18 protein-coding genes are annotated in these 22597 nt (G+C 69.4%); 12 read left to right on the top strand and 6 right to left on the bottom strand.

From position 1 onward, the window contains the following. Positions 1–2: 2 nt before the first annotated feature. Positions 3–785, top strand: coding sequence for an enoyl-CoA hydratase/isomerase family protein (locus BLU09_RS14720; protein WP_090490181.1), 783 nt, complete (start codon positions 3–5; stop codon positions 783–785). 34 nt (positions 786–819) lie between these two features. On the opposite strand, the gene BLU09_RS14715 is transcribed toward BLU09_RS14720, so the two are convergent. Together BLU09_RS14715 and BLU09_RS14710 are read right to left on the bottom strand one after the other, a co-directional pair. Further along, positions 820–1413, bottom strand: a complete 594-nt coding sequence (locus BLU09_RS14715; RefSeq protein ID WP_002634367.1) for a response regulator — start codon at positions 1411–1413, stop codon at positions 820–822. A 74-nt stretch (positions 1414–1487) separates the two neighbouring features. Beyond that, positions 1488–3212: an FHA domain-containing protein gene (locus BLU09_RS14710; RefSeq protein ID WP_090490180.1), complete on the bottom strand. Its 1725-nt coding sequence runs from the start codon at positions 3210–3212 to the stop codon at positions 1488–1490. Between the two features lie 135 nt (positions 3213–3347). Here BLU09_RS14710 and BLU09_RS14705 point away from each other — a divergent pair, with 135 nt between their 5' ends. Both BLU09_RS14705 and BLU09_RS14700 read left to right on the top strand, forming a co-directional pair. Beyond that, on the top strand, positions 3348–4874 hold the full coding sequence (locus BLU09_RS14705; protein WP_090490179.1) for a rhomboid family intramembrane serine protease: 1527 nt from the start codon (positions 3348–3350) through the stop codon (positions 4872–4874). 90 nt (positions 4875–4964) lie between these two features. After that, positions 4965–5516 carry a hypothetical protein gene (locus BLU09_RS14700; RefSeq protein ID WP_090490178.1) on the top strand — a complete coding sequence of 184 codons (552 nt, stop codon included), beginning with the start codon at positions 4965–4967 and terminating at the stop codon, positions 5514–5516. 82 nt (positions 5517–5598) lie between these two features. Here BLU09_RS14700 and BLU09_RS14695 read toward each other — a convergent pair whose 3' ends face one another. Together BLU09_RS14695 and BLU09_RS14690 are read right to left on the bottom strand one after the other, a co-directional pair. Beyond that, the gene (locus tag BLU09_RS14695; protein WP_090490177.1) at positions 5599–6477 is read right to left on the bottom strand and encodes a hypothetical protein; all 879 of its coding nucleotides are present in this window, start codon (positions 6475–6477) and stop codon (positions 5599–5601) included. A 6-nt stretch (positions 6478–6483) separates the two neighbouring features. Beyond that, positions 6484–7695, bottom strand: coding sequence for a hypothetical protein (locus BLU09_RS14690; protein ID WP_090490176.1), 1212 nt, complete (start codon positions 7693–7695; stop codon positions 6484–6486). Between the two features lie 266 nt (positions 7696–7961). Between BLU09_RS14690 and BLU09_RS14685 the strand changes: the two genes are divergently transcribed. The 5 genes from BLU09_RS14685 to BLU09_RS14665 all read left to right on the top strand — a co-directional run bounded on the left by BLU09_RS14685 (position 7962) and on the right by BLU09_RS14665 (position 15450). Continuing rightward, positions 7962–10265 carry an ArnT family glycosyltransferase gene (locus BLU09_RS14685; protein ID WP_090490175.1) on the top strand — a complete coding sequence of 768 codons (2304 nt, stop codon included), beginning with the start codon at positions 7962–7964 and terminating at the stop codon, positions 10263–10265. Beyond that, positions 10262–11179 (top strand): ABC transporter ATP-binding protein, encoded by a 918-nt coding sequence (locus BLU09_RS14680; RefSeq protein WP_090490174.1) that lies wholly within the window; start codon positions 10262–10264, stop codon positions 11177–11179. The genes BLU09_RS14685 and BLU09_RS14680 overlap by 4 nt, the downstream gene beginning before the upstream one ends. 3 nt (positions 11180–11182) lie before the next feature. Next, positions 11183–11983 carry an ABC transporter permease subunit gene (locus BLU09_RS14675; RefSeq protein ID WP_090490173.1) on the top strand — a complete coding sequence of 267 codons (801 nt, stop codon included), beginning with the start codon at positions 11183–11185 and terminating at the stop codon, positions 11981–11983. Positions 11984–12181: 198 nt separating this feature from the next. Next, positions 12182–13231, top strand: coding sequence for an SPFH domain-containing protein (locus BLU09_RS14670; protein ID WP_090490172.1), 1050 nt, complete (start codon positions 12182–12184; stop codon positions 13229–13231). A gap of 293 nt (positions 13232–13524) precedes the next feature. Next, positions 13525–15450, top strand: coding sequence for a CotH kinase family protein (locus BLU09_RS14665; RefSeq protein WP_244171730.1), 1926 nt, complete (start codon positions 13525–13527; stop codon positions 15448–15450). Here the strand turns inward: BLU09_RS14665 and BLU09_RS14660 are convergent. Continuing rightward, a complete protein-coding gene (locus tag BLU09_RS14660; protein WP_167371085.1) occupies positions 15447–17183 on the bottom strand; it encodes a chromosome segregation protein SMC in 1737 nt (578 codons plus the stop codon). The two genes, BLU09_RS14665 and BLU09_RS14660, sit on opposite strands and share 4 nt — an antisense overlap. Positions 17184–17213: 30 nt before the next feature. Between BLU09_RS14660 and epmA the strand changes: the two genes are divergently transcribed. The 3 genes from epmA to BLU09_RS14645 are packed head-to-tail and all read left to right on the top strand — an operon-like array spanning position 17214 to position 19686. Beyond that, positions 17214–18218 (top strand): EF-P lysine aminoacylase EpmA, encoded by a 1005-nt coding sequence (epmA, locus tag BLU09_RS14655; RefSeq protein ID WP_090490170.1) that lies wholly within the window; start codon positions 17214–17216, stop codon positions 18216–18218. Then, positions 18215–18952 (top strand): lysophospholipid acyltransferase family protein, encoded by a 738-nt coding sequence (locus tag BLU09_RS14650; protein ID WP_090490169.1) that lies wholly within the window; start codon positions 18215–18217, stop codon positions 18950–18952. The genes epmA and BLU09_RS14650 overlap by 4 nt, the downstream gene beginning before the upstream one ends. Beyond that, positions 18949–19686 carry an inorganic pyrophosphatase gene (locus BLU09_RS14645; protein ID WP_011555531.1) on the top strand — a complete coding sequence of 246 codons (738 nt, stop codon included), beginning with the start codon at positions 18949–18951 and terminating at the stop codon, positions 19684–19686. The genes BLU09_RS14650 and BLU09_RS14645 overlap by 4 nt, the downstream gene beginning before the upstream one ends. A gap of 6 nt (positions 19687–19692) precedes the next feature. Here BLU09_RS14645 and BLU09_RS14640 read toward each other — a convergent pair whose 3' ends face one another. Beyond that, a complete protein-coding gene (locus BLU09_RS14640) occupies positions 19693–21036 on the bottom strand; it encodes an energy transducer TonB family protein (RefSeq protein WP_090490168.1) in 1344 nt (447 codons plus the stop codon). A gap of 113 nt (positions 21037–21149) precedes the next feature. Between BLU09_RS14640 and BLU09_RS14635 the strand changes: the two genes are divergently transcribed. Then, positions 21150–22595 (top strand): nicotinate phosphoribosyltransferase, encoded by a 1446-nt coding sequence (locus BLU09_RS14635; protein WP_090490167.1) that lies wholly within the window; start codon positions 21150–21152, stop codon positions 22593–22595. The last annotated feature ends 2 nt before the right edge of the window (positions 22596–22597 follow it).

The raw sequence follows: 22597 nt of genomic DNA, 5'->3' as shown, positions 1-22597 counted from the left end.
CAGTGGAGCCCGTCGTCGCGACAGGCGCTTCGCTGAACGTCGAGGACCGCGACGACGGGGTCCGGGTGTTGACGCTGTCCAACCCGGCCCGCCGCAATGCGCTCGATGACGGCCTTCTGGCGCGGCTGGACGCGGCGCTGGAGCCCGCCCCGCATGTGCGCGCCTTGCTGGTGCGCGGCGCGGGCGGGGCTTTCTGTTCCGGCTATGACCTGACGCACCTGGGCCCCCCGGGCGCGGGCGGGCGGCTGCCGGATGACTTGCTGGTGGAGTGCCTGCTGAAGCTGGAGTCCCACCCCGCGCCCAGTGTGGCGCTGGTGGAGGGCCCCGCGGTGGGTGCCGGCTTCGACCTGGCGGCCTCGTGCGACTTCCGCATCGGCACGCCCAACGCCGTCTTCCTCATGCCTCCCGCGAAGCTGGGCATCGTCTACTCCCCGGAGGGGCTTGCCCGGGCCGCGCGGCTGGTGGGCGTGGCGCGCGCCAAGCAGCTCTTCCTGGCTGCGCGGAAGCTGAGCGCGCGGGAGGCGCTGGACTGGGGGCTGCTGGATGACTGCCTGGCGGACGCGGAGACGCGCGCGCTGGCGCTGTGCGCCACCCTGGCGAGCCATGCACCGCTGGCGGTGTCGGGGATGAAGGAGTCCTTCGGGCGTCTGGCTCGGGCCCCGTTGGAAGAGGCTGACCGGGCGCGGCTGCGCGGCTTGCGCGCGGCGGCCTTCGGGAGCGAGGACGCGAAGGAGGGGCGGGCGGCCTTCCTTGAAAAGCGCCCGCCCCGCTTCTCCGGCCGCTAGTCAGGGCGGCCGGCGGGGCACTCCCACGGCGACATCAGGTATCGCCGAAGAGCTCGCCCATGCGCAGCTGCAGCGCCGAGGCAATCTTGTACAGCGAGGAGATGGAGGCGGAGGACTCCGCGCGCTCAATCTGCGACAGCAGCGACACCGACAGGCCCGTGCGCCGCGCCAGCTGCTTGAGCGTGAGCTCCTGCGTCTTGCGTGCGTCGCGGATGGTGCGGCCAATGGCGCGGTGCAGGTCCGCCTCCGGGTCCTGGGACAAGCCCTTCTTCTGGAGGGCGTTGCGGACCGCGGTGATGAACTGCTCCGGCTCCATGGGCTTCTTGACGTAGTCGGAAGCCTGCGCCTTGAGCGAGGCCACCGCCGTGTCCACCGTGGGGTACGCGGTGGCGACGATGACGGCCACGTCCGTGTCGTACTTGCGAATCTGCTCCAGCACCTCGGTGCCCGACATCTGCGGCATCATCATGTCGAGGATGACGAGGTGGAAGTCGGAGCCCCGGAGGATTTCCACCGTCTGGGTGGGGTCCGTCGTGGTCACCACCTCGTAGCCTTCACGGGTCAGGACCAGCTTGAGGTAGTCGCAGTTGTCCTGCTCATCATCAACTACCAGGATGCGAATCTGCACAGCGTCTCCTCGCTGCAGTTCAGTGCCATGGGACCGGAATACCCCCGGGGGGCGAGGGTGATTCCGGCAGACCACTACTTCTTGGGATTCTCGTAACTCTCGACCAAACCCTTCACGCGCTCGTAGTACGCGTGATTGGGCGCAAGTTCCAGGAATCGCTTGTAGTGAACCGCGCCCTTCTCGGGCTGGTTGTCGTTCGCGTAGGCGGACCCGAGGTAGAGGTGGCACTCGGCGCGGGTGGGTTCCAGGTCGAGGCACTTGTTCAGCTGCTCGATGGCCTGCCGGTAGCGCAGTCCCTTGATGTGCTCGAAGCCGTCCGCCTGGGCCTTGGCCGCCGCGGACTGCGCGGCGGGCGGCGCCTTCTCCGTGCCGGAGGTGGGAACCGCGGCGGGGGGAGCCGCCTTCTTCTGGGCCTCGGCGACCTGCGTCTTCAGCGCCGCGTACTCCTTGGCGAACGCCTTGGTGGCGGCGCTCTCGCGCAGGGCTTCCTCGGCCTCCGGCAGCTTGCCGTCGCCCAGGGCCTTGCGGACGTCGTCGAGCCGCCGCTTCATCAACTGCTCGGCGCGCGCCTCATCGAGCCGGGTCTCCACGTCACGGGGGCGCTGGCCGTTGGCGTCCTTGATGCGCTCCAGCGCGTCCACGGCCGTGTCGAAGTCTCGCGCCGCAATCGCCTTGTCAGCGACCGCGCGCTGCTCCTCCATGGAGGGGCCACGCGGGGGCGGAGGCGTTTCAGGCGTCTGCGCCGCCGCCGTTGCCGTCGTGGGCGGGGTGTCGTTGGCCGCGGCCTGTTCCTCGATGGTCGGCTGCGGATCCTCGTCCAGAGGGGGCGTGGGCGTCTGCGCGATGACGGGAGGCGCCGTCGGCTGGGCGCCCTGCTGGTTCATGTACCAGAAGGCTCCGCCACCTCCGCCGAGCAGCAGGGCCGCGAGGCTCGCCACCAGGGGCAGCTTCGAGCGCGAGCCGCCACCCGCGGCCACGTCGTCCGACGCGTCACCGGCGTTGACGAAGCGCAGCTTCACGTGCCCCAGTTCGATGATGTCACCGGTGGCGAGCGTGGCCTGTGCGTAGCTCTCACCGTTGACCGTCATCCCGTTGGCGGACTGCATGTCGATGACGCGCCACTCGCCCGCGTCCTCGCGGACGAGCTTGGCGTGGGTGCGCGACAGCGACCGATGATCCAAGGTGATGTCGTTGTCGTCGGTGCGGCCGATCCGCAGCTCCGTGCGGATGCAGGCGAACTCCTGGCCCTTGAGCTCGTCCGGGGACAGCACGAGCAGGCGGGGAGCGTCCTCGGCGGGCACGTCCACCACCTTGCGTGGCCGATCCGCCTCCACCTGGTCCAACCGGATGATGGAGGTGGAGTGACGGCGCGCGTCCGCGGCGCTGAGGGAGGGCGGGGTGTGCTCGCTCTCCTCCGGCTCGTCGTCGTCGGAGTCGTCCTCCTCCGGCTCGGGCTCCGGCCGGCGGGCGGGCACTTTGGTGGTGATGGGGCCTACGGCGTTGGCCGCGCCCTCCGCTTGGAGCGCGAGGTCGTAGTCGCCAATCTGGACCAGGTCACCCTCTTTCAGGGGCGACTGACCCGCGATTCGCTCGCCGTTGATCCGGGTGCCGTTATAGCTACCCAGGTCTTCCACTACGACGTGGCCATTGAGTCGCACCAATCGTGCGTGACGGCGAGACACATTCCGTTCCGTCAGGCGGATGGTGTTTCCCTCCTGACGGCCGATGGTGATCTCGTCACGCACGAAAGGAACAACGGTCTTGCGCCCCTCGTCGTCTTCGATGATGAGCTTCAGCACGGGTCCGATCCGCGTACAGTCATAGCAGAACGGCCTTTCCCTGTACAAGCCATGTATCCCCCTCAAAAGACACGACTTTCTCCCGAGGAAGAGGGGCAGCCGAGGCTGTTGTCCATCGGTCAATCGGCCGGTGGAATGCGACTTGGGGGGGCGCCCTGGCTCACGTTGATCCTCGCCACCGTGCTGGTGGGCATCCACGGCGCGGCGCGAGCCGCGGGGCCGGTGGGGCTGGACACCCTGCTGCGGTGGGGCGCGAAGGCGGGGCCTCTGGTGGTGGACACGGGCCAGGTCTGGCGGCTCGTCACCGCCCACTTCCTTCACCGGGACTTCCCCCACCTGGCGCTCAATGTCCTGGTGCTGTTGGCGGCGGGAAGCGGCCTGGAGCGGCTGTGCCGGCGCCGGGACTACGCGGCGCTGCTGGTGGCGGCGGGGCTGGCCACCATGGCGGGCTCGCTCGGCAACTCCGGGGGTGTGAGCGTGGGGGCTTCTGGGCTCGTGTACGCCTGCGTCGGTGCGTTGCTCGTCCTGGGCCGGCGTCACCGGGCGAAGCTGCCGGCGCGGTGGATGTCCAGCGAGGCCGCGGTGCCCACGGTGCTCGTCTTCCTCTGGATGGGGTGGACGTCGGTGGGCGTGGACAACGCGGGGCACCTGGGCGGATTGCTCGCGGGGCTGCTGGCGGGCGTCTTCCTGGAGCCGCGCTGGCACCTGGACACAGGCTGGCTGCGCCCGGTGGGGATGGTGGTGGCGGCGGTGGTGGTGACGGGGGGCGTGGTGGCGGAGCGCTCCGTCTGGCGCACGGAGCGGGATGACGGCTTTGGCCTCTCCGTGGCCCTGCCGCGCGACTGGCGGGGCGACGTGGACGGGCAGGGCCGGCGGGCCTTCTCCAACGGACTGCCGGGGCGTGGCCGCGCGACGTTCTCGGCGGAGGCCATCGAGGCGGGAGAGCCAGGAGACGGCTCGGTCCAGGCGCGGCAGTTCCAGCAGGAGGTGCTGGTGCAGGGCGCTCCGAGCCCCGAGGGGCGGACACTGAATGTGACGGGGCCGGTGGCGGCGCGCGTGGGCGGGCGGAGCGCGCAGCGGCTGCATGCGGAGTTGGAGGGGCCAGGGGGGCCCACTCATCTGATGGCGCTCTTCGTGCCACGAGGGGAGTGGGTGTACCGGCTGGTGTTCACCTGGCCCGCGGCGTACCCCGCCTACCGCGCGGTGGTGGACCGGATGGTGACGGAGGTGCGCTTCGACGAGCCGTCCGTCCTGCGCGAGGCGCGGGCCAAAGCGCTGCTCGTTCCGGGGGCGCCGGGACCGCTGCGTGCATTGGGCGGAGTGCTGCGCCGCCTGGGCCTTCCCAGGGAAGCCGTGGCGCCGTTGAGCGAGTCCGTGCGGTTGGCGCCCGCTCATGTGGAGACGCGTGTCGAACTGGCGCGCGCTCTCCTGGAGGCATCGCGGGTGGAGGAAGGGTGTCACGCCGCCGCGGAGGCGCGGGTGTACGGGCCTTGGGACACAGGCGCGCTGGAGGCCGGCGTGCGCTGTGAGCTGTCACGCGGCAACGTCGCGCGGGCCCTGGAGCGCCTGGTGGAAGCGCGCCGGGTGGACCCTCAGGATGCCCGGCTGCGCGCGGCGGAGCTCGCGCTGAGGACGGTGCTGGAGGCTGCGCCGCACCCCTGAAAATCAGGTCGGAAAGTGTAGGCGAAACTCCCGAGAATCATCGCAGATAACCCCAATGTAGGCCGAAGGCACACGCAGTGGGGGGATACCATGACGAGGATTTTTGGAAAGCCGACCGTTTCGCCCAGCAAGCCGCCCGTCAATCTGGGCGCCACAGGGGTGGAAATCGGGGACCGGACCGTCAACGCACTTCAGCTCGGAGCGACCGGCGCGAAGAGCGTGGGAGGCAAGAGCGGGACATCGGAGCAGGTCCAGACGCCGCCGCAGTCGGTGATGAGCCAGGTGGGCAGCATGTCCGGCACGGCGAACAACGCCATCAACGTGGCGGACACTTTCGAGTCAGGCGTCCGCGTCATCAAGGATGGGCTGCAAGGCAACATGCCTTCGTCGATGCCCTCGACGACCGTCGCGAAGACGGTGGGCAAGGCCGTGCCGTTCCTGAACGTCTTCAGCACGCTGTCCTCGTTGTCCAACACGCGGGACGTGTTCACCGACCCGACGTCCACGCCGTCGCAGAAGGCGCACGCGGTCATCGACTCGGCGACCTCCGTTCTCTCCGCGGTGCCTTACCCGCCTGTGGCGCTGGGGGCGACGCTCGTGAACGTGTTGAACGGCGCCGTCACGCCGACAGAGCCGAAGTGAGCCAGCGCCGGGCGCTCCTTGGGGGGAGCGCCCGGGCGCCGGGCTTCAGTCCTCGTCCTTGAGCAGGAAGTCGTTGTTCGCATCATCGGGCACCGAAGACTCGGACCGCGAGCCCGACGTTCGCGGTCCACTCACTGCGCCGGTCCAGCCCCGCGTCCCGGTGGACATAGGCCCCGCTCACCTGGAGCACCACGGGCTGGTCCGCCACCGCGAGCACGACGCGCTCCAGGCCTACGTCCGTCCTGGCGCGGAAGTACAGCCCTCGCTCGATTCCGATGCGCCAGCCCGCGAGCCCCGATGCGCGCAGGGCCCACAGTCCGTCCCGTGACTCCAGGCCCGCGTCGAACATCAGCTCGGTGAAGGGCGCCACCGTGTGCGAGACGCCCTCCCGGGAACGCCGCACTGCGTGCCCGGCGACAGGCCCCACGCCGAACCACACCCGCTCCGTCTCCGCGCGCATCGGGTCCAGCAGCAGGCCCAGCCGTCCCGTTTCCAAGGTCCAACCGGGGCCCTCCCAGACGCGGCGCTCCAGGTGCCCCAGTCGCAGCGCCACCGTCACGTCGAAGGGGAAGGGAATGCGCGCCGGCCGCGCCGTGGGCACCAGGATGAAGCCTTCCTCCAGGTGCCGGCGCAGCGTCCCGTCATACGCCGTGAAGGTGAGCCCACGCTGCTCTCCATCCCATGCCTCCAGCCCGAGCAGCCGGTGGTTGTTGAACCAGGGCGAGCCCTTGCTCCGGCTGCTGCGTCCGCTTCGGATGTGCACGCCCGTGCGCACTGCCTGCGCCATCACCGAGCCGCTGAGCCGCGCGCGCGTGCCCACCACGAAGCCGTCGCCGGGGTCGAAGCAGATGGGGAAGCGCTCACCGCGTTCGTCCAGGGCCACGCAGGCGTCGTCATCGGGCACGCCCCGCGGCACGTCCGCGGCAGTGGCCAGCAGCAGCGCCAGTCCGAGCATCAGCATGGAGGCCTACTCCTTCACGGACGTGGCCATGGGTGCGGAGCGACGCGCGGGAGCCCAGAGGGAGAAGCGCAGGCCCGCGGACGCGGACCATTCCCACTGCTCGGGGACGCCCGCGATGTCGCCACGCTTCACTCCGCGGCCATCCACGAGCAGGCTCAACGGCTGGTCGTTGATGGCCAGGATGATGACCTCGTAGCCGGCCTGGAGCCGCAGCCGCTCCGGCCTCAGCGGGCGGCCCGCGACGGCCGGGGCCAGCAACACCTTCTCCGCCTCCACTCCCAGCCGCAGGTGGTGGAATCCGTCCCGGTCCACCGTCAGGTCTGCTTCGAGCGCCGCGCCGGGGACGAAGGTGTTGAAGCCATTCGCAGCGTCCCGCTCGAAGGAGGGACCGGCGCGCACGCGCACGTAGGACACCAGGTCCTTCGAATGCCACAGGTCCACCGTGGCGTGGATCGTGCCCCAGGTGAGGAAGCGCCCCACTTCGCCGCCGCGTTCGAGCTCCTCCACGCGAAGCGTCTCCATCCACAAGCCCAGGTTGAGATGGAGGTCATGTCGTCGCGGCTTGCCGAAGAAGGTCGTCACGCGGAAGAGCGGGTCGTCGCGCTCGACGCTGAAGTCGTAACGCGCCGCCGTCAGGTCGAGCGAGGGCACGCCCAGGTGCAGCTCCGTCTCCAGGAAGCGGAGCCGGTGCAGCCGCTTCCCCCGGTGGGACGGTGCCTCCACCGCGATGCCGAAGTCGGCGCGCATGCGGCCCTGCACCTGGCCGTCATGCCACAGGGGCGCCCAGGCACCTCCGAGCCAGACGCGCCGGTTCAGGTCGAAGTTGAACTGCATCACCCGCCCGCGCTCGTCGCGGTACCAGCCGGGTGGGGCCGCCGCGCGGGCCGGCTCCATTCGATAGCCCTTCACCCGCTCCGCCGTTTCCTCATCGAACGGGATGGAGCAGGTCGTCACCCGCGCTTGCAGCCGGTCCGTCTCCACGCCCTCGGCGTCCAGCTCCCTCAACGGGGACACCCGGCACACCTGGGCGGTGTCGTCACACTGGGCCCGCCACTCGCCGGAGGGAACGTCCTTCGTCGGTGGCAGCCGCAGGCACACCGTGGGGGCGTGCCATGCCTGGACCGGAAGCGGGGTGGTGGGCGGCTGAAGGACGGGGGCCTCGTTCCCTGGCTGCGCGAGCAAGAGGGCGCAAGCCAGGGACACTGCGGGGGCGAGCATGATGTCTCCTCGGCGGCCACGTCCCGTCGGCCTCGGGAAGCACCGCCGGCCCCGGGCGTTTCAAGCGCCGTGCCTCTGCCGAGGAGCCGTGCTTTCGCGGGGTTGACGGCCCTGTCGTGTACATCCCCCTGCACAGCGGTGCGCAGTCAGGCTCACGGCAGCGGCCGTTGGCGGTGGTCGACCAGAGGGGGCTGCGGGGATATAACGCCGCGTCCTGCCGAGGGTGGGCCGCCCACCGCCCGGAACGACTCAAGGAGCCTCAGTCCGTGGAGAGCGAAGTCGAACAGCAGCGGGAGCAGACCTTCGTCGAGGCCATCCTCGGCAAGGACTTCTTCCAGGCGAAGTGGGCGAAGCGGTGGCTGGAGCTGTCCCTCAGTCTGCGCGTCGTGACGGCCACGGCGGGCTTCGCGGCCCTGCTCTTCCTTCCCTACCTGGGCGCGGTGGGGCTCTGGGACCCCTGGGAGACGCATTACGGCGAAGTCGCGCGGATGATGATTGTCCGCCAGGACTACGTGTACCCCTTCTGGGAAAACTCGTGGTTCTTCTCCAAGCCGCCGCTCACGATGTGGATGCAGGCGCTGGGCATGAACGTGGTGGGCGCGGCGAACCCGGGTGGGATGCTGGGCCGCTATACGGAGTGGGGCATGCGGATGCCCTTCGCGCTCCTGAGCATCACCGCGGTGGCGCTGCTGTCACTGGCGGTGGCGCGCGTGGTGTCCCGGCGCGCGGGATTGGCCACCGGCTTCGTGCTGGCCACGATGCCGCTGTACTTCCTGCTCACGCGGCAGACGGTGACGGACACGCCCTTCGTCACCACCTTCATCTGCGCCATGGCGTGCGCGCTCATCGGCCAGCTGGATGCGACGACGAAGCACCGCGCCGCCTGGTGGTACGGCTTCTATTTCTTCGCCGGCCTGTCCGCGCTGGCCAAGGGCCTGCTGGGTGTGGGCCTGCCCGCCGTCATCCTGGTGCTGTACGCGGCCCTGTCCGTCATCCCCTGGGACAGCGACAGCCTGGACGCGCACTTGAAGTGGCTCACGCAGTCGCGCTTCCGCAAGGACGTGCGCGAGGGCCGTCAGCCCATGCCCGTGCTGTGGGGGCAGATGTTCAAGATGCACCTGGGCACGGGCATCCTGGTGTTCTTCGCGGTGGCGGGCCCCTGGTACCTGACGCTGTCCCTCTTCGGCTCCGTGGACGATGAGGGCAAGCTCTTCTGGTACCGCTTCTTCGTCCACGACCACCTCAATCGCCTCACGGCGGGCGTGCACACCACCACGCCGGGCGGCACGTTCATCTACTTCATCGAGCAGGGTGGCTTCGCCATCTTCCCCTGGGTGGCGCTGCTGCCCGGCGCCTTCGCGGTGGTGGCGCGGCTGAAGCTGCGCTCGGAGAAGGCGGCGGACCACCTGGCCATCATCGCGGTGCTGTGGGTGGCCTTCTCCTTCTGGCTGCTGTCGTCCAGCGCCACCAAGTTCCACCACTACGTCTTCCCGGTGCTGCCGGGCGTGGCCGTCCTCCTGGCGCTCTTCATCGACCGGCTGTGGGAGGAGGGCATCTCCGCGCACGCGGTGAGCCTCATCTTCGGGTTCATGCTCTTCGTCCTGGTGGGGAAGAACATCGCGGAGAACCCGAAGATCTTCACCGACCTGTTCGTCTACAACTACGACCGGACCTATCCGCAGGACCTGGTGACGAAGCCCATCGCGTTCTTCACCTCGCGCCCGCTGTGGACGGGAGATCTGGTGACGCTGGTGCTGCTGGCCTTCGGCGTCTACCTGTCCTTCGATGCCTTCTCCGCGAAGGGGCGGGCCCGGACGACGCCGAGCGCGCGCGCCGTGGCGCTGATGCTGCTCCTGGGCGGCGTGGCGACGCTGGGCGCGGTGAGCGCCCAGGCCCAGGTGTCCGCCAAGGCGCTGGTGGGCGTGGCGGTGCTGGCGGTGGCGGGCTATCTGGCGTGGGAGTCCATGCGGCCGGGCGCGGAAGGCCGCGCGTCGATCCAGACACTGGCCGGCGTGCTGGCGGTGGTGGGCATCGCGTTCGCGGTGCGGGGATTCCGCCAGCCGGCGGCGGAGGACTCGCTGCTCAAGGCGCTGTCGGAGCCCGTCAACGTCAAGAAGACGCTGGGCTTCACCTTCGCGGTGGCGGGCGGCATGGCGGTGGTGGCGTCGCTGATGCGGGCGCGGGCGATGCTGTTCGGCACCTTCTGGGTGCTCGCGGCGGGCATGGCCCTCTGGTTCAACTGGAACCACTGGGTGGACCTGTCCCACCACTGGACGCAGCGCGACCTCTTCTGGCGCTACTACGCGCAGCGTCAGGCGGGCGAGCCCATCGTCGCGTACATGATGAACTGGCGCGGCGAGACGTTCTACTCGCAGAACACGGTGGAGCAGTACCGCGTGTCGGACGCGAACGCGCGCATGCGCGCCCTGGCGCAGCGGCCGGGGCGTGAGTGGGCCCTGGTGGAGCACAACCGGCTCAACCTGCTGCGCACCGCGGTGGGCTCGGACAAGGTCGTCACGCCGGTGGACCGCGACATCAACAACAAGTTCGTCCTGGTGACCATCGATTGAGCGGCATCCACGTCCAGGACCTGGGCAAGCGCTTCGGAGACCGGGTGGCCGTGGAGGCGTTGTCCTTCCACGTGCGGCCCGGCGAGGTATTCGGCCTGCTGGGGCCCAACGGCGCGGGGAAGACGACCACGGTGCGCATGCTCACGGGGCTGCTTCAGCCCACCGAGGGCGAGGCCACCGTGTGGGGCCACCGGGTGGACCGCGACGGCGAGCCGCTGCGCAAGGTGGTGGGCCTGCTCACCGAGCAGCCCGGCCTCTACGACAGGCTCACCGCGCGAGAGAACCTGCGCTTCTTCATGAAGCTGCACGAGTTGGATGAAGCCGCGGCCTGGCCTCGGGCCCGGCACTACCTGGAGCGCTTCGGGTTGGGTGGGCGCGAGGAGGAGCCGGTGGGCGGCTTCTCCAAGGGGATGCGGCAGAAGCTGGCCATCGTCCGGACGCTGGTGCACGACCCGAAGGTCATCTTCCTGGACGAGCCCACCAGCGGCTTGGACCCGGAGTCGGCGCGCACCGTGCGCGACGCCGTGGCGGAGCTGGCGTCGGAGGGGCGCACCATCGTCCTGTGCTCGCACAACCTGGCGGAGGTGGAGCGCCTGTGCGAGCGCGTGGCGGTGGTGAAGCGCCGCCTGCTGGCCATGGGCCCGGTTCGCGAGCTGCGGCACGCGGGGCAGGCGCTGGAGGTGCGCGTGGAGGGGGAGGCGGAGCGCTTTTGTGTCGCGCTGGCCCAGCTGCCCTTCGCGCCCAACGTGCTGGCCGAAGGGCCGAAGCTGCGCGTGATGTTGGCGGACGATGCGCAGGCGCCCGACGTGGTGGCGTGCCTGGTGGGAGCGGGCGCGCGGGTGCACAGCGCGGTGCCCACGCAGCGTCCCCTGGAAGAGGTCTATCTGGAGCTGCTGCGCGAGGGGAGGGGGTAGCCCATGGCGTTCCGTCCGAAGCGGGCCCTGGCGGTGTTCTGGAAGGACTTCCTGGACCTGCGAAAGAACGTGGGCCTGGTGGTGTCCATGATGGTGCTCCCGGCCGTCATGGTGCTGGTGCCCATTGGCGTGGTGTGGACGTACGTGCGCACGCCGGACCACGCGGACCTGCGCAGCGTGGCGCTTTTCTACGACCCCACGTTGCCGTTGGGCGCCAGCGCCGCGCGCTTCCTCATCGACAAGACGCTCACCGACTGGTTCGGCATGTTCCTGGTGATGCCGGTGTTCGTGCCCATCCTCATCGCGTCCCAGAGCGTGGCGGGGGAGAAGGAGCGGCGCACGCTGGAGCCGCTCCTGGCTTCGCCCGTGACGGCGGCGGAGCTGGTGACGGGCAAGAGCCTGGCGGCGTTGGTGCCGTCCGTGGCGATTACGTGGACGGCGTTCGTCCTGTTCTGCGTGGGCGTGGACATCGTCGCGTGGCCGCTGGTGAAGATGCCGCTGATGCCCAACGCGCTGTGGACCTTCGGCGTGTTCGTCATCGCGCCGCTGTTCGCCTTCTTCGGCAACGGGGTGGCGGTGCTCATCTCCGCCCGGGTGAGCGAGGCGCGCATGGCCCAGCAGTTGTCAGCGCTGGTGGTGCTGCCCATCGTGGGCATGGTGGGTGGGCAGGTGGCGGGCGTGCTCAAGGCGGGCTTCGGCTACTACCTGCTCCAGGGCGCGGTGGTGCTGGTGCTGGACGCCCTCCTGCTGTGGGCCAGTATCCGCCTGTTGGACCGCGAGCGGCTGGTGAGCCGCTGGGGCTAGCGCGGACGCCGGCCGTCGCTTTCCAGGGCATCCGGCCTGCCGAGCGGCTAGGCTTTCGCCAGTGAAACTGGCATGTTGCGAGCAGGTGCCGGTACGGGAGCGCGCGCGCTTTCGTCCGGGATGCCATGCTCTTAAAAGGGTTGGGGTGGCGGTGCGGGTTGACCGGCTGCCAACGCGGCCACGGAGGCGCTGACGGCAATGGGTATCTTCGACAGCATCAAGGGTGAGACGAAGCGCAACTTCATCGCCCGGGCGGACTCGGCGAAGGGCGACATCATCTACAAGTATCCGGAGAACAACGTCCGGATGCTGACCCAGCTCACCGTCGATGCGGACGAGGTCGCCCTCTTCGTGAAGGACGGCAAGGTGGAGGGCAAGCTGGGGCCCGGCCGTCACTCACTGGACACGAACAACATCCCGTTCCTGTCCCGCCTCATCGAAGGCTTCACGGGCGGCAACCTCTTCATCTCCGAAATCTTCTTCGTCTCCACCCGGGAGTTCGCCGGCGTGAAGTTCGGCGGCCCCATCGGTGACGTGCGCGACCCGGAGACGGGCCTGGGCATCGGCACCATGGTGTACGGCGACTTCTCCATCCGTGTGACGGACCCTGAGCGCCTGGTGGTGGGCCTGGTGGGCATGGGCCGCACCGGCAACGACGAGCTGCTCGGTTGGTTCAAGAACCAGGTGCTGAAGGTGACGCGCGACCGCATCGCGGAGCTGCTCGTCAAGAAGCGCTGGCCGCTGCTCGACGTGACGAGCGGCGCGTACACCGAGGAGATCGAGACCGAGGTCATCTCCGGGCTCAAGCCCCACGTGGACGGCTACGGCCTCACCGTGGTGCGGATGGGCAACTTCCACGTCTCCATCAAGGAGGAGGACGAGGCGACGCTGAAGAAGCTGGGCAAGGACGTGGCGTACTCGCGTCTGGCCGGTGGCTTCCAGCAGTACGCGCAGGGCCAGGCGATGCTCGGCGCGGCCGAGGGCATGGCCAAGGGCGGTAACGGCGGTGGTGGCGCGGGCAACGCGCTGGGCGGCATGGGCATGGGCATGGGCTTTGGCATGGCCCAGCAGTTCATGAACCAGCAGCAGCACCAGCAGCGGCCTCCGGAGCCCGCGCCCGCGGCGCCCCCGGCGGACACGCGCAGCCCCGCGCAGCGCCTGAAGGAAATCAAGGAGCTGAAGGACGCGGGCGTCCTCAGTGACGAGGAGTACAATGCGAAGCGCGCGGAGCTGATGAAGCTCCTGTAGTTCCCTTCGTGTGCCCCTGCGGTACCCAGAGCCTCCGTCCGACACCGGGCGGGGGCTCTCGTGTTTTCCCCGACATGCACTGGGGCTGGATGGACCTCAAACGTTCCCTGCGCTACATAGGGGCCGCCGCGGTCGTCGTGCGGTGTGCGTTTCAGGGCGCCCCACCTGGGGACTCAGATGGCGTGCGCCGTGCACGGGCGCGTGTGGGACGTGTCGCAGGAGGTGCGTACTTCTGCGGGCCGGACGTCCCCGTGCCAGCCATGCTGGCTGTTGGTTCCCAGGGAGACAAGGCATTGAGGACCTTTCGTTACAAGTCCCGCACGGCGCTATTGGCGCTCACGATTTCACTGTCCGCCTGCCGTGAGGATGTCCCGCCGGCGCCACCCGTGCCGCCCATTGACGACCCGCGGGAGGAGCAATCCGTTCCGTACGTGTCCATTGATGGCATGGACAACGCGTCTGGCCTTCTGCGGGGCACCATCCAGGGGCAGGGCGACATCAGGGCCGTGGAAGTCCACGTGGACGGCGTGCTGCTCGGCTGGGCCGAGGTGAATGGTGACCAGTGGAGCATCCAATGGCTGCCCGGCGCGGCGATGCACTCCATCGAGGTGGTGGCCCATGACGGCTCGGGCACTCCGGCCCGCGCGTCGTTGGCGCTCCAGCCATTGGATTTCGCCACGCCGCACGCGCTCTACCAGCCCCCGTCCCTGCTGACGCTGCCCACGAGCGAGTCCGCGACGACGCGCTACACGCTGGATGGCTCGACGCCGACGGCCAACTCGCCCATCTACACCTCGCCGCTGGTCCTGATGCGTTCACAGGGCGAGCCCGCGCCCCTGTCCCTCATCCCCACGAATCCGCCGGAGACGCCGGTGGAGTGGCGATGGCTGCCGCCTCGCGGGCCGGTGGGCCGCGCCGCCGTGGTGCGGTTCCAGCAGTTCCAGGACGCCACGCCCGTGGGCGCCTCCGGCACGCGGAGCTATCTCATCGACAAGTCACATGGTCCGTTGCCGGTGATGTCGCTGACGGTGGACGCGGAGCACTTCTTCGGCTTCGAGCACGGCATCTATGTCCCCGGGCGGATCCACGCGGAGGACCCCAGGCCGGACTGGATGTGGGGCAACGGCAACTATCACCAGAGCGGCAAGGACTGGGAGCGCCCCCTCCACGTGGAGTGGTTCGAGGTGAACGGCCAGCCGGTGATTTCGCAGGGGGCGGGCGTGCGCATCCACGGCTCGGGCAGCGCGGCGCTGCCGCACAAGAGCCTGCGCCTGTACGCGAAGGAGGACTATGGGCCGAAGACGTTCCGCGCGGCGGTGTTCCCCGATGAGACACTGGACGAGTACACGCGGCTCATCGTCCGCACGTCGGGACAGGACCTGCTGTATTCCAAGATTCGCGACTGCGCGCTCCAGGGACTGCTGCGGGAGACGGCGCTGCACCTGCAGGCCTGCCGCCCCACCGTCTTGTACATCAACGGCGAGTACTGGGGCCTGCACGAGCTGCGCGAGCGGTATGACGAGTACTACCTCGCGTCGCGCCACGGCATTGACCGCAAGAAGGTGGCCATCCTGGAGCTGGACGGGGTGCTCGACACTGGCGAGGAGGGCGACGAGTCGCACTACCTGGCGCTGCTGGACTTCGTCCGGAACAACGACCTCTCGTTGCCGGAGAACCTGTCCCACGTGGAGTCGATGATGGATGTGGACGACTTCATCGACTATCAAATCGCGGAGATCTTCTTCGCGAACCTCGACTGGCCCCACAACAACGTCAAGTTCTGGCGGTACGTGGAGCCAGATGCCGAGGGGCCCGTCGCGAAGGACGGCCGCTGGCGTTGGCTGCTCTACGATTTGGACGGGGCCTTCCTCGGCGACGCGGATTACGACTCACTGGCCCGGGTGCTGACGGATGAAACGCTCCCGGAGTGGTCTGTGCTGCTCATCCGTAAGCTGCTGACGAACGCGGACTTCAAGAGCCGCTTCGTGTCGCGCTTCCAATGGCACCTGGACAACACCTTCCGCGAGGAGCGCGTGACGGCACACCTGGAGTCGCTCACCGACCTGGTCGCCGCGGAGATTCCCGCGCACATCGAGCGTTGGGGCTATCCAGTGTCCGTGGAGTCGTGGCGATACTACGTGGACGCGATGCGCGACTACGCCACGCAGCGGCCCACGCACGTGCGCCAGCACCTGGAAGCGAGCTTCGGTCCCTTCTAGGGAGCGGGCGGGGCGGGGGGCGCGCTGAAGTCCTCCAGCCCCGGCGCGGGCGGGGGCTGGGTGAAGTCCTCCAGCCCCGGCGCGGCGGGGAGGATGGCGTCCTCCACGCCTTCGAGGTTGAGCTTCATGGGCACCTGGAGCGTGGTGCCCAGCCGCAGCAGCAGCACGTCCGGCTCGATGCCCTTCTCACCAATCGCCTGGGCCACCTCGCGCGCGGACATCGCGTTGCCCTTGGCCCACAGCGTCTTGAGGAACTCGCCCGCCTGCGACGTGCGCCACCACGCGGGGCCGAAGCGCGCCTTGAGCTGCGCCTGGAGCTGACCCGCCAGGAACCAGGCGCGGAAGCTGTCCGCGGACTGAAAGAAGTCCTCCTGGTCCACGAGGTAGCGCTCGGTGTCCTCGTCCGTCATCGGGATGTCGTCGGTGCGCGACATGATTTCGCGGTACAGCGCCTTCGGGTCGGCCTCGACGCGGCGGTGCAGCTCCAACTGGTAGAGCAGCCGGCCCGCGGCATGGCGGATGAGGAACAGCTTGTGCGCGCTGGACGCGGCCAGGTACTGCGCGCGCTGCTCGCCGCTGACGCCCGCGTGCTCCTCCAGCCACACCGGGTCTTCGGCCAGGTCCTCGAAGAGGGCGGAGTAGGCCTCGCCCACGGTGGGGTTGCCCAGGCGCGCCAGTTCGAAGCGCGTCTCCGTGGTGAAGGCCGCGTGCAGCGCGTGGCCGAACTCGTGGAGCACGCGTGCCTGGTGCAGCACGCCCGTGCCCGGCTTGAAGGAGATGCGCACGTCGGAGGGCACGCGCACCGCCAGCGCCAGGGGGCGTGAGCTCTTGGCCTTCACGTCCCGCGCGTCGATGGTGACGTGGGGCAGCTCACCCAGGTCCAGGCCCATGCCCGCCAGCGTCCCGTGGGCCTTGAGCAGGGACTCGCCCTTGGGGAAGGCGTCCTCCACTTCGCGCGAGCGGAACAGGCGGGGGATGTCCGCGCGGGTGATGTCCTTGAACGCCATGCCCAGCTCGCGCTGGCTCAGCCGCTCCATCACCACGCGGTAGGGGGCCTGCGTGGCCTGGAGGATTTCCTCCGCCAGCACGCTCAGCCGTCCCAGGTCCGACTGCCGCAGCTCGCTGCCGAAGGCCTCGTAGGAGGCGAAGCCCAGCTCCCGCACCAGCTCGTCCGCGCGCTCCTCGCGGCGGCGCAGCGTCTGGTTGAGGCGTTCAATCGCGGGCGTGGCCGCGGCGTACAGGGCCCGGCGCCGCGCCGCCGTGCGCTCGTTGGCGAGCAGCCGCTCCAGGTCCCGGTAGCGCACGTCCTTCCCGTCCACGGGGAAGGTGAGAGACGCTTCCAGGTTGGCCGCCGCGTCGTTGAACTCGGCCAGCGCGTGGGACAGGTACTCGCCGGCGAAGTGCGAGTGCAGCGCGGTGAGGGCGCGCACCTCGCGGGCGTCGTCCGTGAGCTGGCGCAGTCGGTCGATTCTGCGGATGTTCTCGATGGTGAAGAGCGCTTCCTGGCCGGCGTAGGTGGCGGCGACGTCCACGTGGCGGCCCTCCGTCCAGAAGTCCCACACCAGGCGGCTCTGGGCTTCGAGGAGCGTTTCAGCCTTCGAGGACATGGCGCTCACATCCGCCTCGAGCTGCTGCCTTTCGGAAAGGACCTGCCGGCCATCGGCGGGCGGGCCCTTGGGGCAGGCGGTGAGGCAGCAGGCGAAGGCCAGCAGCAGGGGAATCCTTGGGTGCATGTGGCTCCTCATGTTACTTGCGCGCTGCCCATGCCCAATCTTTCTCAATGGCGGGCCGCCCGGGGACGCCAGTCCCTCTACTCCGCCCTGCGACGTTTCTTCGCCGCCCACGGCTACCTGGAGGTGGAGACGCCGCTGCTCGTCCCCGCTCCGGGGATGGAGCCGCACATCAACGCGTTCGAGGCCGGCTTCATCCCGGAGACCGATGTGGGCTCCGCGCGGACGCTCTACCTGCACTCCAGCCCCGAGTACGCCATGAAGCGGCTGCTCGCGGATGGGGCCGGGCCGTTGTTCCAGCTGTGCAAGGTGTTCCGGAATGGGGAGGTGTCCCCGACCCATAATCCGGAATTCACGATGCTGGAGTTCTACCGGCCTCACGCGGACTACCACGCCATCATGGATGACCTGGAAGGGGCGCTGGCGGAGGCTGGCCGCGGCGCGACGGAGGGGGAGCCCGGGGCGGACCCGCTCTTCTTCACCCGCACCCCCTACGAGCGGTTGACGGTGCGTGACGCGGTGCTGCGCGCCACCGGCGTGGACATCCGCCAGCATTCGGACGGCCCGTCATTGAAGCGGGCGGCGGAGGCGGCCGGGGTGCGCACCGGGAACGCGGAGACGTTCGACGACGTCTTCTTCCACCTCTTCCTCCAGAAGGTGGAGACCGGCTTGGGCCACGAGCGGCCCACCTTTCTCATGGAGTACCCGGCGTCCATGGCGGCGCTGTCCCGGCTGAAGCCCGGTGACGCGGCGGTGGCGGAGCGGGTGGAGCTGTACGCCAAGGGGTTGGAGCTGGCGAACGGGTTTTCCGAGCTGACGGACCCCGTGGAACAGCGGGCACGATTGACAGAAGAACAGGAGCTCAGGCGCCAACTGGGCCGGGCCGTGTATCCTCTGGACGAGCGGTTCCTTGACGCGGTAGGGCGAATGCCACCCTCGGCGGGCATCGCCGTCGGGCTCGATAGAATCCTGATGCTGCTGCTCGGGGTCCAGCGCATCTCGGACGTGCTCCTTTTCCCCGCCCACGAGTTCGTTTGATTCGCAAGCTCCTGCAGACGGCCTTTGCTGGAACGGCGGCGGTGGGCATCACCGGTGTGCTGTCTCCCGTGGTGTCGGCGCTGTCGCTGCGCGACGCCAAGGACGCGGACGGCGTGCTGGTGCTGTGGGCGCGCTCGCTGCTGGCGTCCGCGGGGGTGCGGCACGAGGCGGTGGGCGTCGAGAACGTCCCCACCGACACCCACGTCGTCTTCGTGAGCAACCACCAGTCGCACTACGACGCGCTGGTGAACTTCGCCCACATCCGCAAGCACACGCGCTACGTGGCGAAGGCGGAGCTGTTCCGCATCCCCCTCTTCGGGCCCGCGCTCCGGCGCGCGGGCAACATCCCGGTGGAGCGCACCGGGGGGGCGGGAGACAGGGCCCGCCTGTCGGAAGCCGTCACGGCGCTGCGGGAACGGGTGAGCGTGCTCTTCTTCGCGGAAGGCACGCGCAGCACGGATGGGCGGCTGCGGCCGTTCAAGAAGGGAGCCGCGACGCTGGCCATCCAGGCGGGCGTTCCGGTGGTGCCCCTGGCGGTGTCCGGGACGCGCCTCATTCTTCCCAAGGGGGGCCGGGCCGTGCAGTGGGGACAGCGCGTGGCGCTGGTGGTGGGAAAGCCCATCCCCACCCAGGGACTGACGATGCAGGACCGCGACGCGCTCACGCGCCAGTTGGAGGACGCGGTCGCAGAACTCTATGCCGAGGCCTGCAAGCGCTCGGGAGACACGCCATGAAGAAGCCAATCCAGACCACATCCCAGGCGCACCCGTGGCACGGCATCACCCCGGGTGAGGACGCCCCCGAAATCGTCACCGCGTACATCGAAATCGTCCCCACGGACGCGGTGAAGTACGAGCTGGACAAGGAGTCCGGCATCCTCAAGCTGGACCGTCCGCAGCGCTTCAGCAGCCAGTGTCCCACGCTCTACGGCTTCATTCCGCAGACGTACTGCGACGAGCTGGTGGCGAAGCGCTGCGCCGAGCGCACGGGCCTGAAGGACATCAAGGGCGACGGCGACCCCATCGACATCTGCGTGCTGACGGAGAAGGTCATCTCCAGCGGCAACCTGCTGGTGCGCGCGATTCCCATTGGCGGCTTCCGCATGGTCGACGGCGACGAGGCCGACGACAAGATCATCGCGGTGCTGGAGTCCGACCTGGTGTACGGCGAGCTGCAGCACCTCGCGCAGCTTCCGCGCGCGCTGCTCGACCGCCTCAAGCACTACTTCCTCACCTACAAGCAGATTCCCGGTGAGGGGAAGCGTAGCGTGGAGATCGCCGAGGTCTACGACCAGCCGGAGGCGCTCGAGGTCATCAAGCGCAGCATGAAGGACTACGAGCGCATCTACGGCCCGCAGGTCACCACGAAGGCGCGCGCTGTCCGTACGCGCGGCGCGGCGGTGGAGGCGAAGATCGCCAAGCCCGCGAAGGCCAAGACGAAGGCGGCGCGCAAGTCTCGCGCGTCCTGAGCCGGCTCAGCGGACCTCGACCAGCCGCACGCGCTTGTAGATGCGGCGGTCCAGCGGCAAGCGGGTGTCGATGAAGCCGAGCGCTTCGTCGAACTCGAAGCTGAAGGTGGGGATGGGCGGGCTGATGGAGATGAGCAGCTCGAACTCCCAGACGCTGGTGAGCCGCGAGCGGCCGCCCACGGCCTCGTCCGGCGGCGGGGGCAGCTTCTCCGCCATGGCCCGCACGTCCTTGAGGGCCTCCTTGTCGACCTCGGGCTGGTGGCTGGGCTCCAGAAGGTGCACGTCCACGAGCTGGCCCTTCGCGTCCTGGACGACGCGGATGAGGGCACGGCGCGTGGTGCGGAACTCCTGACGCATCTGCTGGCGCATCTCGCGGCGGGCATTGAGCGTGGGGTCTCCGGCGGTGCTGAGCGGCCTGCGCCGGTCCTCGCCCGGGCCGTTCTTCGTGGCGAACGAGCCCGACGCGCCGTAGTCCGCCGCGCGCTCCACCCAGATGCGCGAGTACGCACGGCCGCGCTCCATGCCCATGTCGAAGTAGCCTTGGAGGCCGTGCTCCTTCACGGAGCGGTCGGCGTCCCACGCCTTCATCAATGCCTTGCCGAGCTGGCCGTAATACGGGTGCACCACCCCGCGTTCCACCCGGCCTCGGCCCACGCTTTCGGACACCAGCTCTTCCACCAGGCGCTGGGCGGAAGGAGGCGCATGCGGGTCCACGCCGCCGTCGAGCTCCGCCGCCACATCGCGATGCGTTCCTGAAAGCGCGGTGACCTGACGGGCCGCGAGCAACAGCCGTGAGCCCGAGACGGCGTTGGCGCCGGGCTCCGCGCGGGGCATGTCCGTGGGGGGCGTCCCCGCCAGGGGCGCGTCCGCGAAGCGGGGCAGCGCCGGAGCCGAGTCCAGGGCCTCTACGTGACGTTCAGGCCGCGCGTCCGTTTGGGCGACTTGCGTGTCGTGGGCGGGCTGGGAACTCGCGTGGGCGGGTTCCGTGTGGCGCTCGGACCGGGACTCCGCGTGGGCGGGCGCGGCGTCGCGCTCAGGCGTCGCCTGCCCCGACGGAGCCCGGTGCTTCGCGGCCGTGCGGGGCACAGGGGGCGCATGGGCGCTGTCCGAACGCTTTGGCGGCACCGGCTGGGCGGCGCCGGCGACCGGACCCTCGTCCGGCATCAGCGTGTCCTGCGATACATGGGCCTCCGCCACCTCCACATCGACCCATTCCAGGGCAGGCTGCGGGGACGCCGGAGGGGGCCTCGCGACCGGCTCCTCGCGCTCCAGGGTCAGCCACAAGAGCCCATGCACGCCCATGCTGGCGGCGAGCGCTGGCAGCAGGCGTCTGGTGGGCTCCGGAGGCATGCGCCTCCATTTAACCCCGCTTTCACGTCATGCCCTGGGAATCCGCGAGGGGAGGATAGGAAACGCAACCCTGACGCGTTTACTCTTCGCGGCATCGGAGGAAGGACCCCAAGATGTCGACCTCGCTGCTCGCGACGGATGGCTACAAGTTCAGCATGGCGGAGGCCGGCTGGCCGCTTCGTCGGGAAACGTTCTACTACTCGCACCGGCGGGGGGGGCTCCAGGTGATGCCGCTCGACGTGGCGGCCTTCGTCAAGTCGCTCATCCCGGAGCCCAGGTCGGAGGACTACGACTACCTCAGCCGGTACGACTATGAGATGGGCGTGGGGTTCAAGGCGGCCATCCTCCGCCGTGAGAAACTCAGCATCCGCGCCATCCCCAAGGGCGCGCTCTTCTATCCGCGCGAGCCCATCCTCACGCTGACAGGGCCGTCCGCCCTGGTGTCCTGGGTGGAGCCGCTGCTGCTCCAGCTCAACTTCCGCATCCAGGTCGCCACCCTGGCGCTGTCGGACCGGGACGCGCTGGCCCGCGCGCTGGCCACCGTGACGTGCGACGAGCAGAAGGCCATCGCGCTGGAGACGCTCGACTCGGTGGGCGTGAATGCGGTGCCCATCACCGTGGACACGGAGGGCTACGCCAGGCGCGTCTTCGCCACCGTCAAGGAGCTGGTGGACATCGTCGAGGACCCGTCTCGCATCTTCGAGGTGGGCCTGCGCGCGGCCACCTGTCTGGAGCAGCACGAGGTGGCGCTGCGAAGCTGCAAGGACGCGGGCGTCACACGCACCTCCAACGTGGACGGGGCGGCGAAGCTGGGAATGGTCCCCGTGGGCACCATGGGGCACGAGCACATCCAGCGCTATGGCTCGGATGAGGCCGCGTTCCGGGCCATGCGCGAGCGCCGGCCGCAGCGCTCCAGCTACCTGCTGGACACCTTCGACACGCTCACGTCCGGAATCCCCGCGGCCTTCCAGCTCATCCAGGAGGAGCCCGGCAACAACGACTCCATCCGCTTCGACTCCGGCAACAAGAAGCTCCAGTACCTCTACGCGGTGACGCGGGCGCGGGACCTGGGGATTCGGCCCGTCAACATCCTGGAGGACGGACTGGACGCGGAGGCCACGCGGGAGTTCGAGGAGCTGCGGCGGCAGGTGGGCTGGGAGCCGTCGGCCCAGTTCTACGGCTACGGCGGCCACATCATCGCGCGGACCATGGACTGCCCGCTCACCCGGGACAAGGTGGCCGCCATCTACAAGCTGTCTCGCACGGGCAACACGCCGGTGATGAAGTTCGGCAACGAGCTGGCCGAGGGCAAGAAGAGCATCCCCGGCGAGCCCGTCCTCTTCCGCCGCCGCCATGGCGCGGGCCCCGTCGGACTGGTCGGCCAGGTGGGCGAGCCCGTCCCGGATGGCTACTTCCCGCTCATGGAGAGCGCGCCGGAAACCCCATCACTGGTGGGCGCGCAGGAGACGGCGGCCGAGGCGCGTGTCGCCTACACCGCCGCGACGCAGGCGCTGGTGGATGCGCTGCACCGGCGTCACTTCCCCCAGCAGCACCGCTGAGT

Source organism: Myxococcus virescens (assembly GCF_900101905.1).
In the GTDB taxonomy this organism is placed as follows: domain Bacteria; phylum Myxococcota; class Myxococcia; order Myxococcales; family Myxococcaceae; genus Myxococcus; species Myxococcus virescens.
Note: the sequence above shows the minus strand (reverse complement) of the source record. Positions and strands in the feature narration are given on the sequence as shown.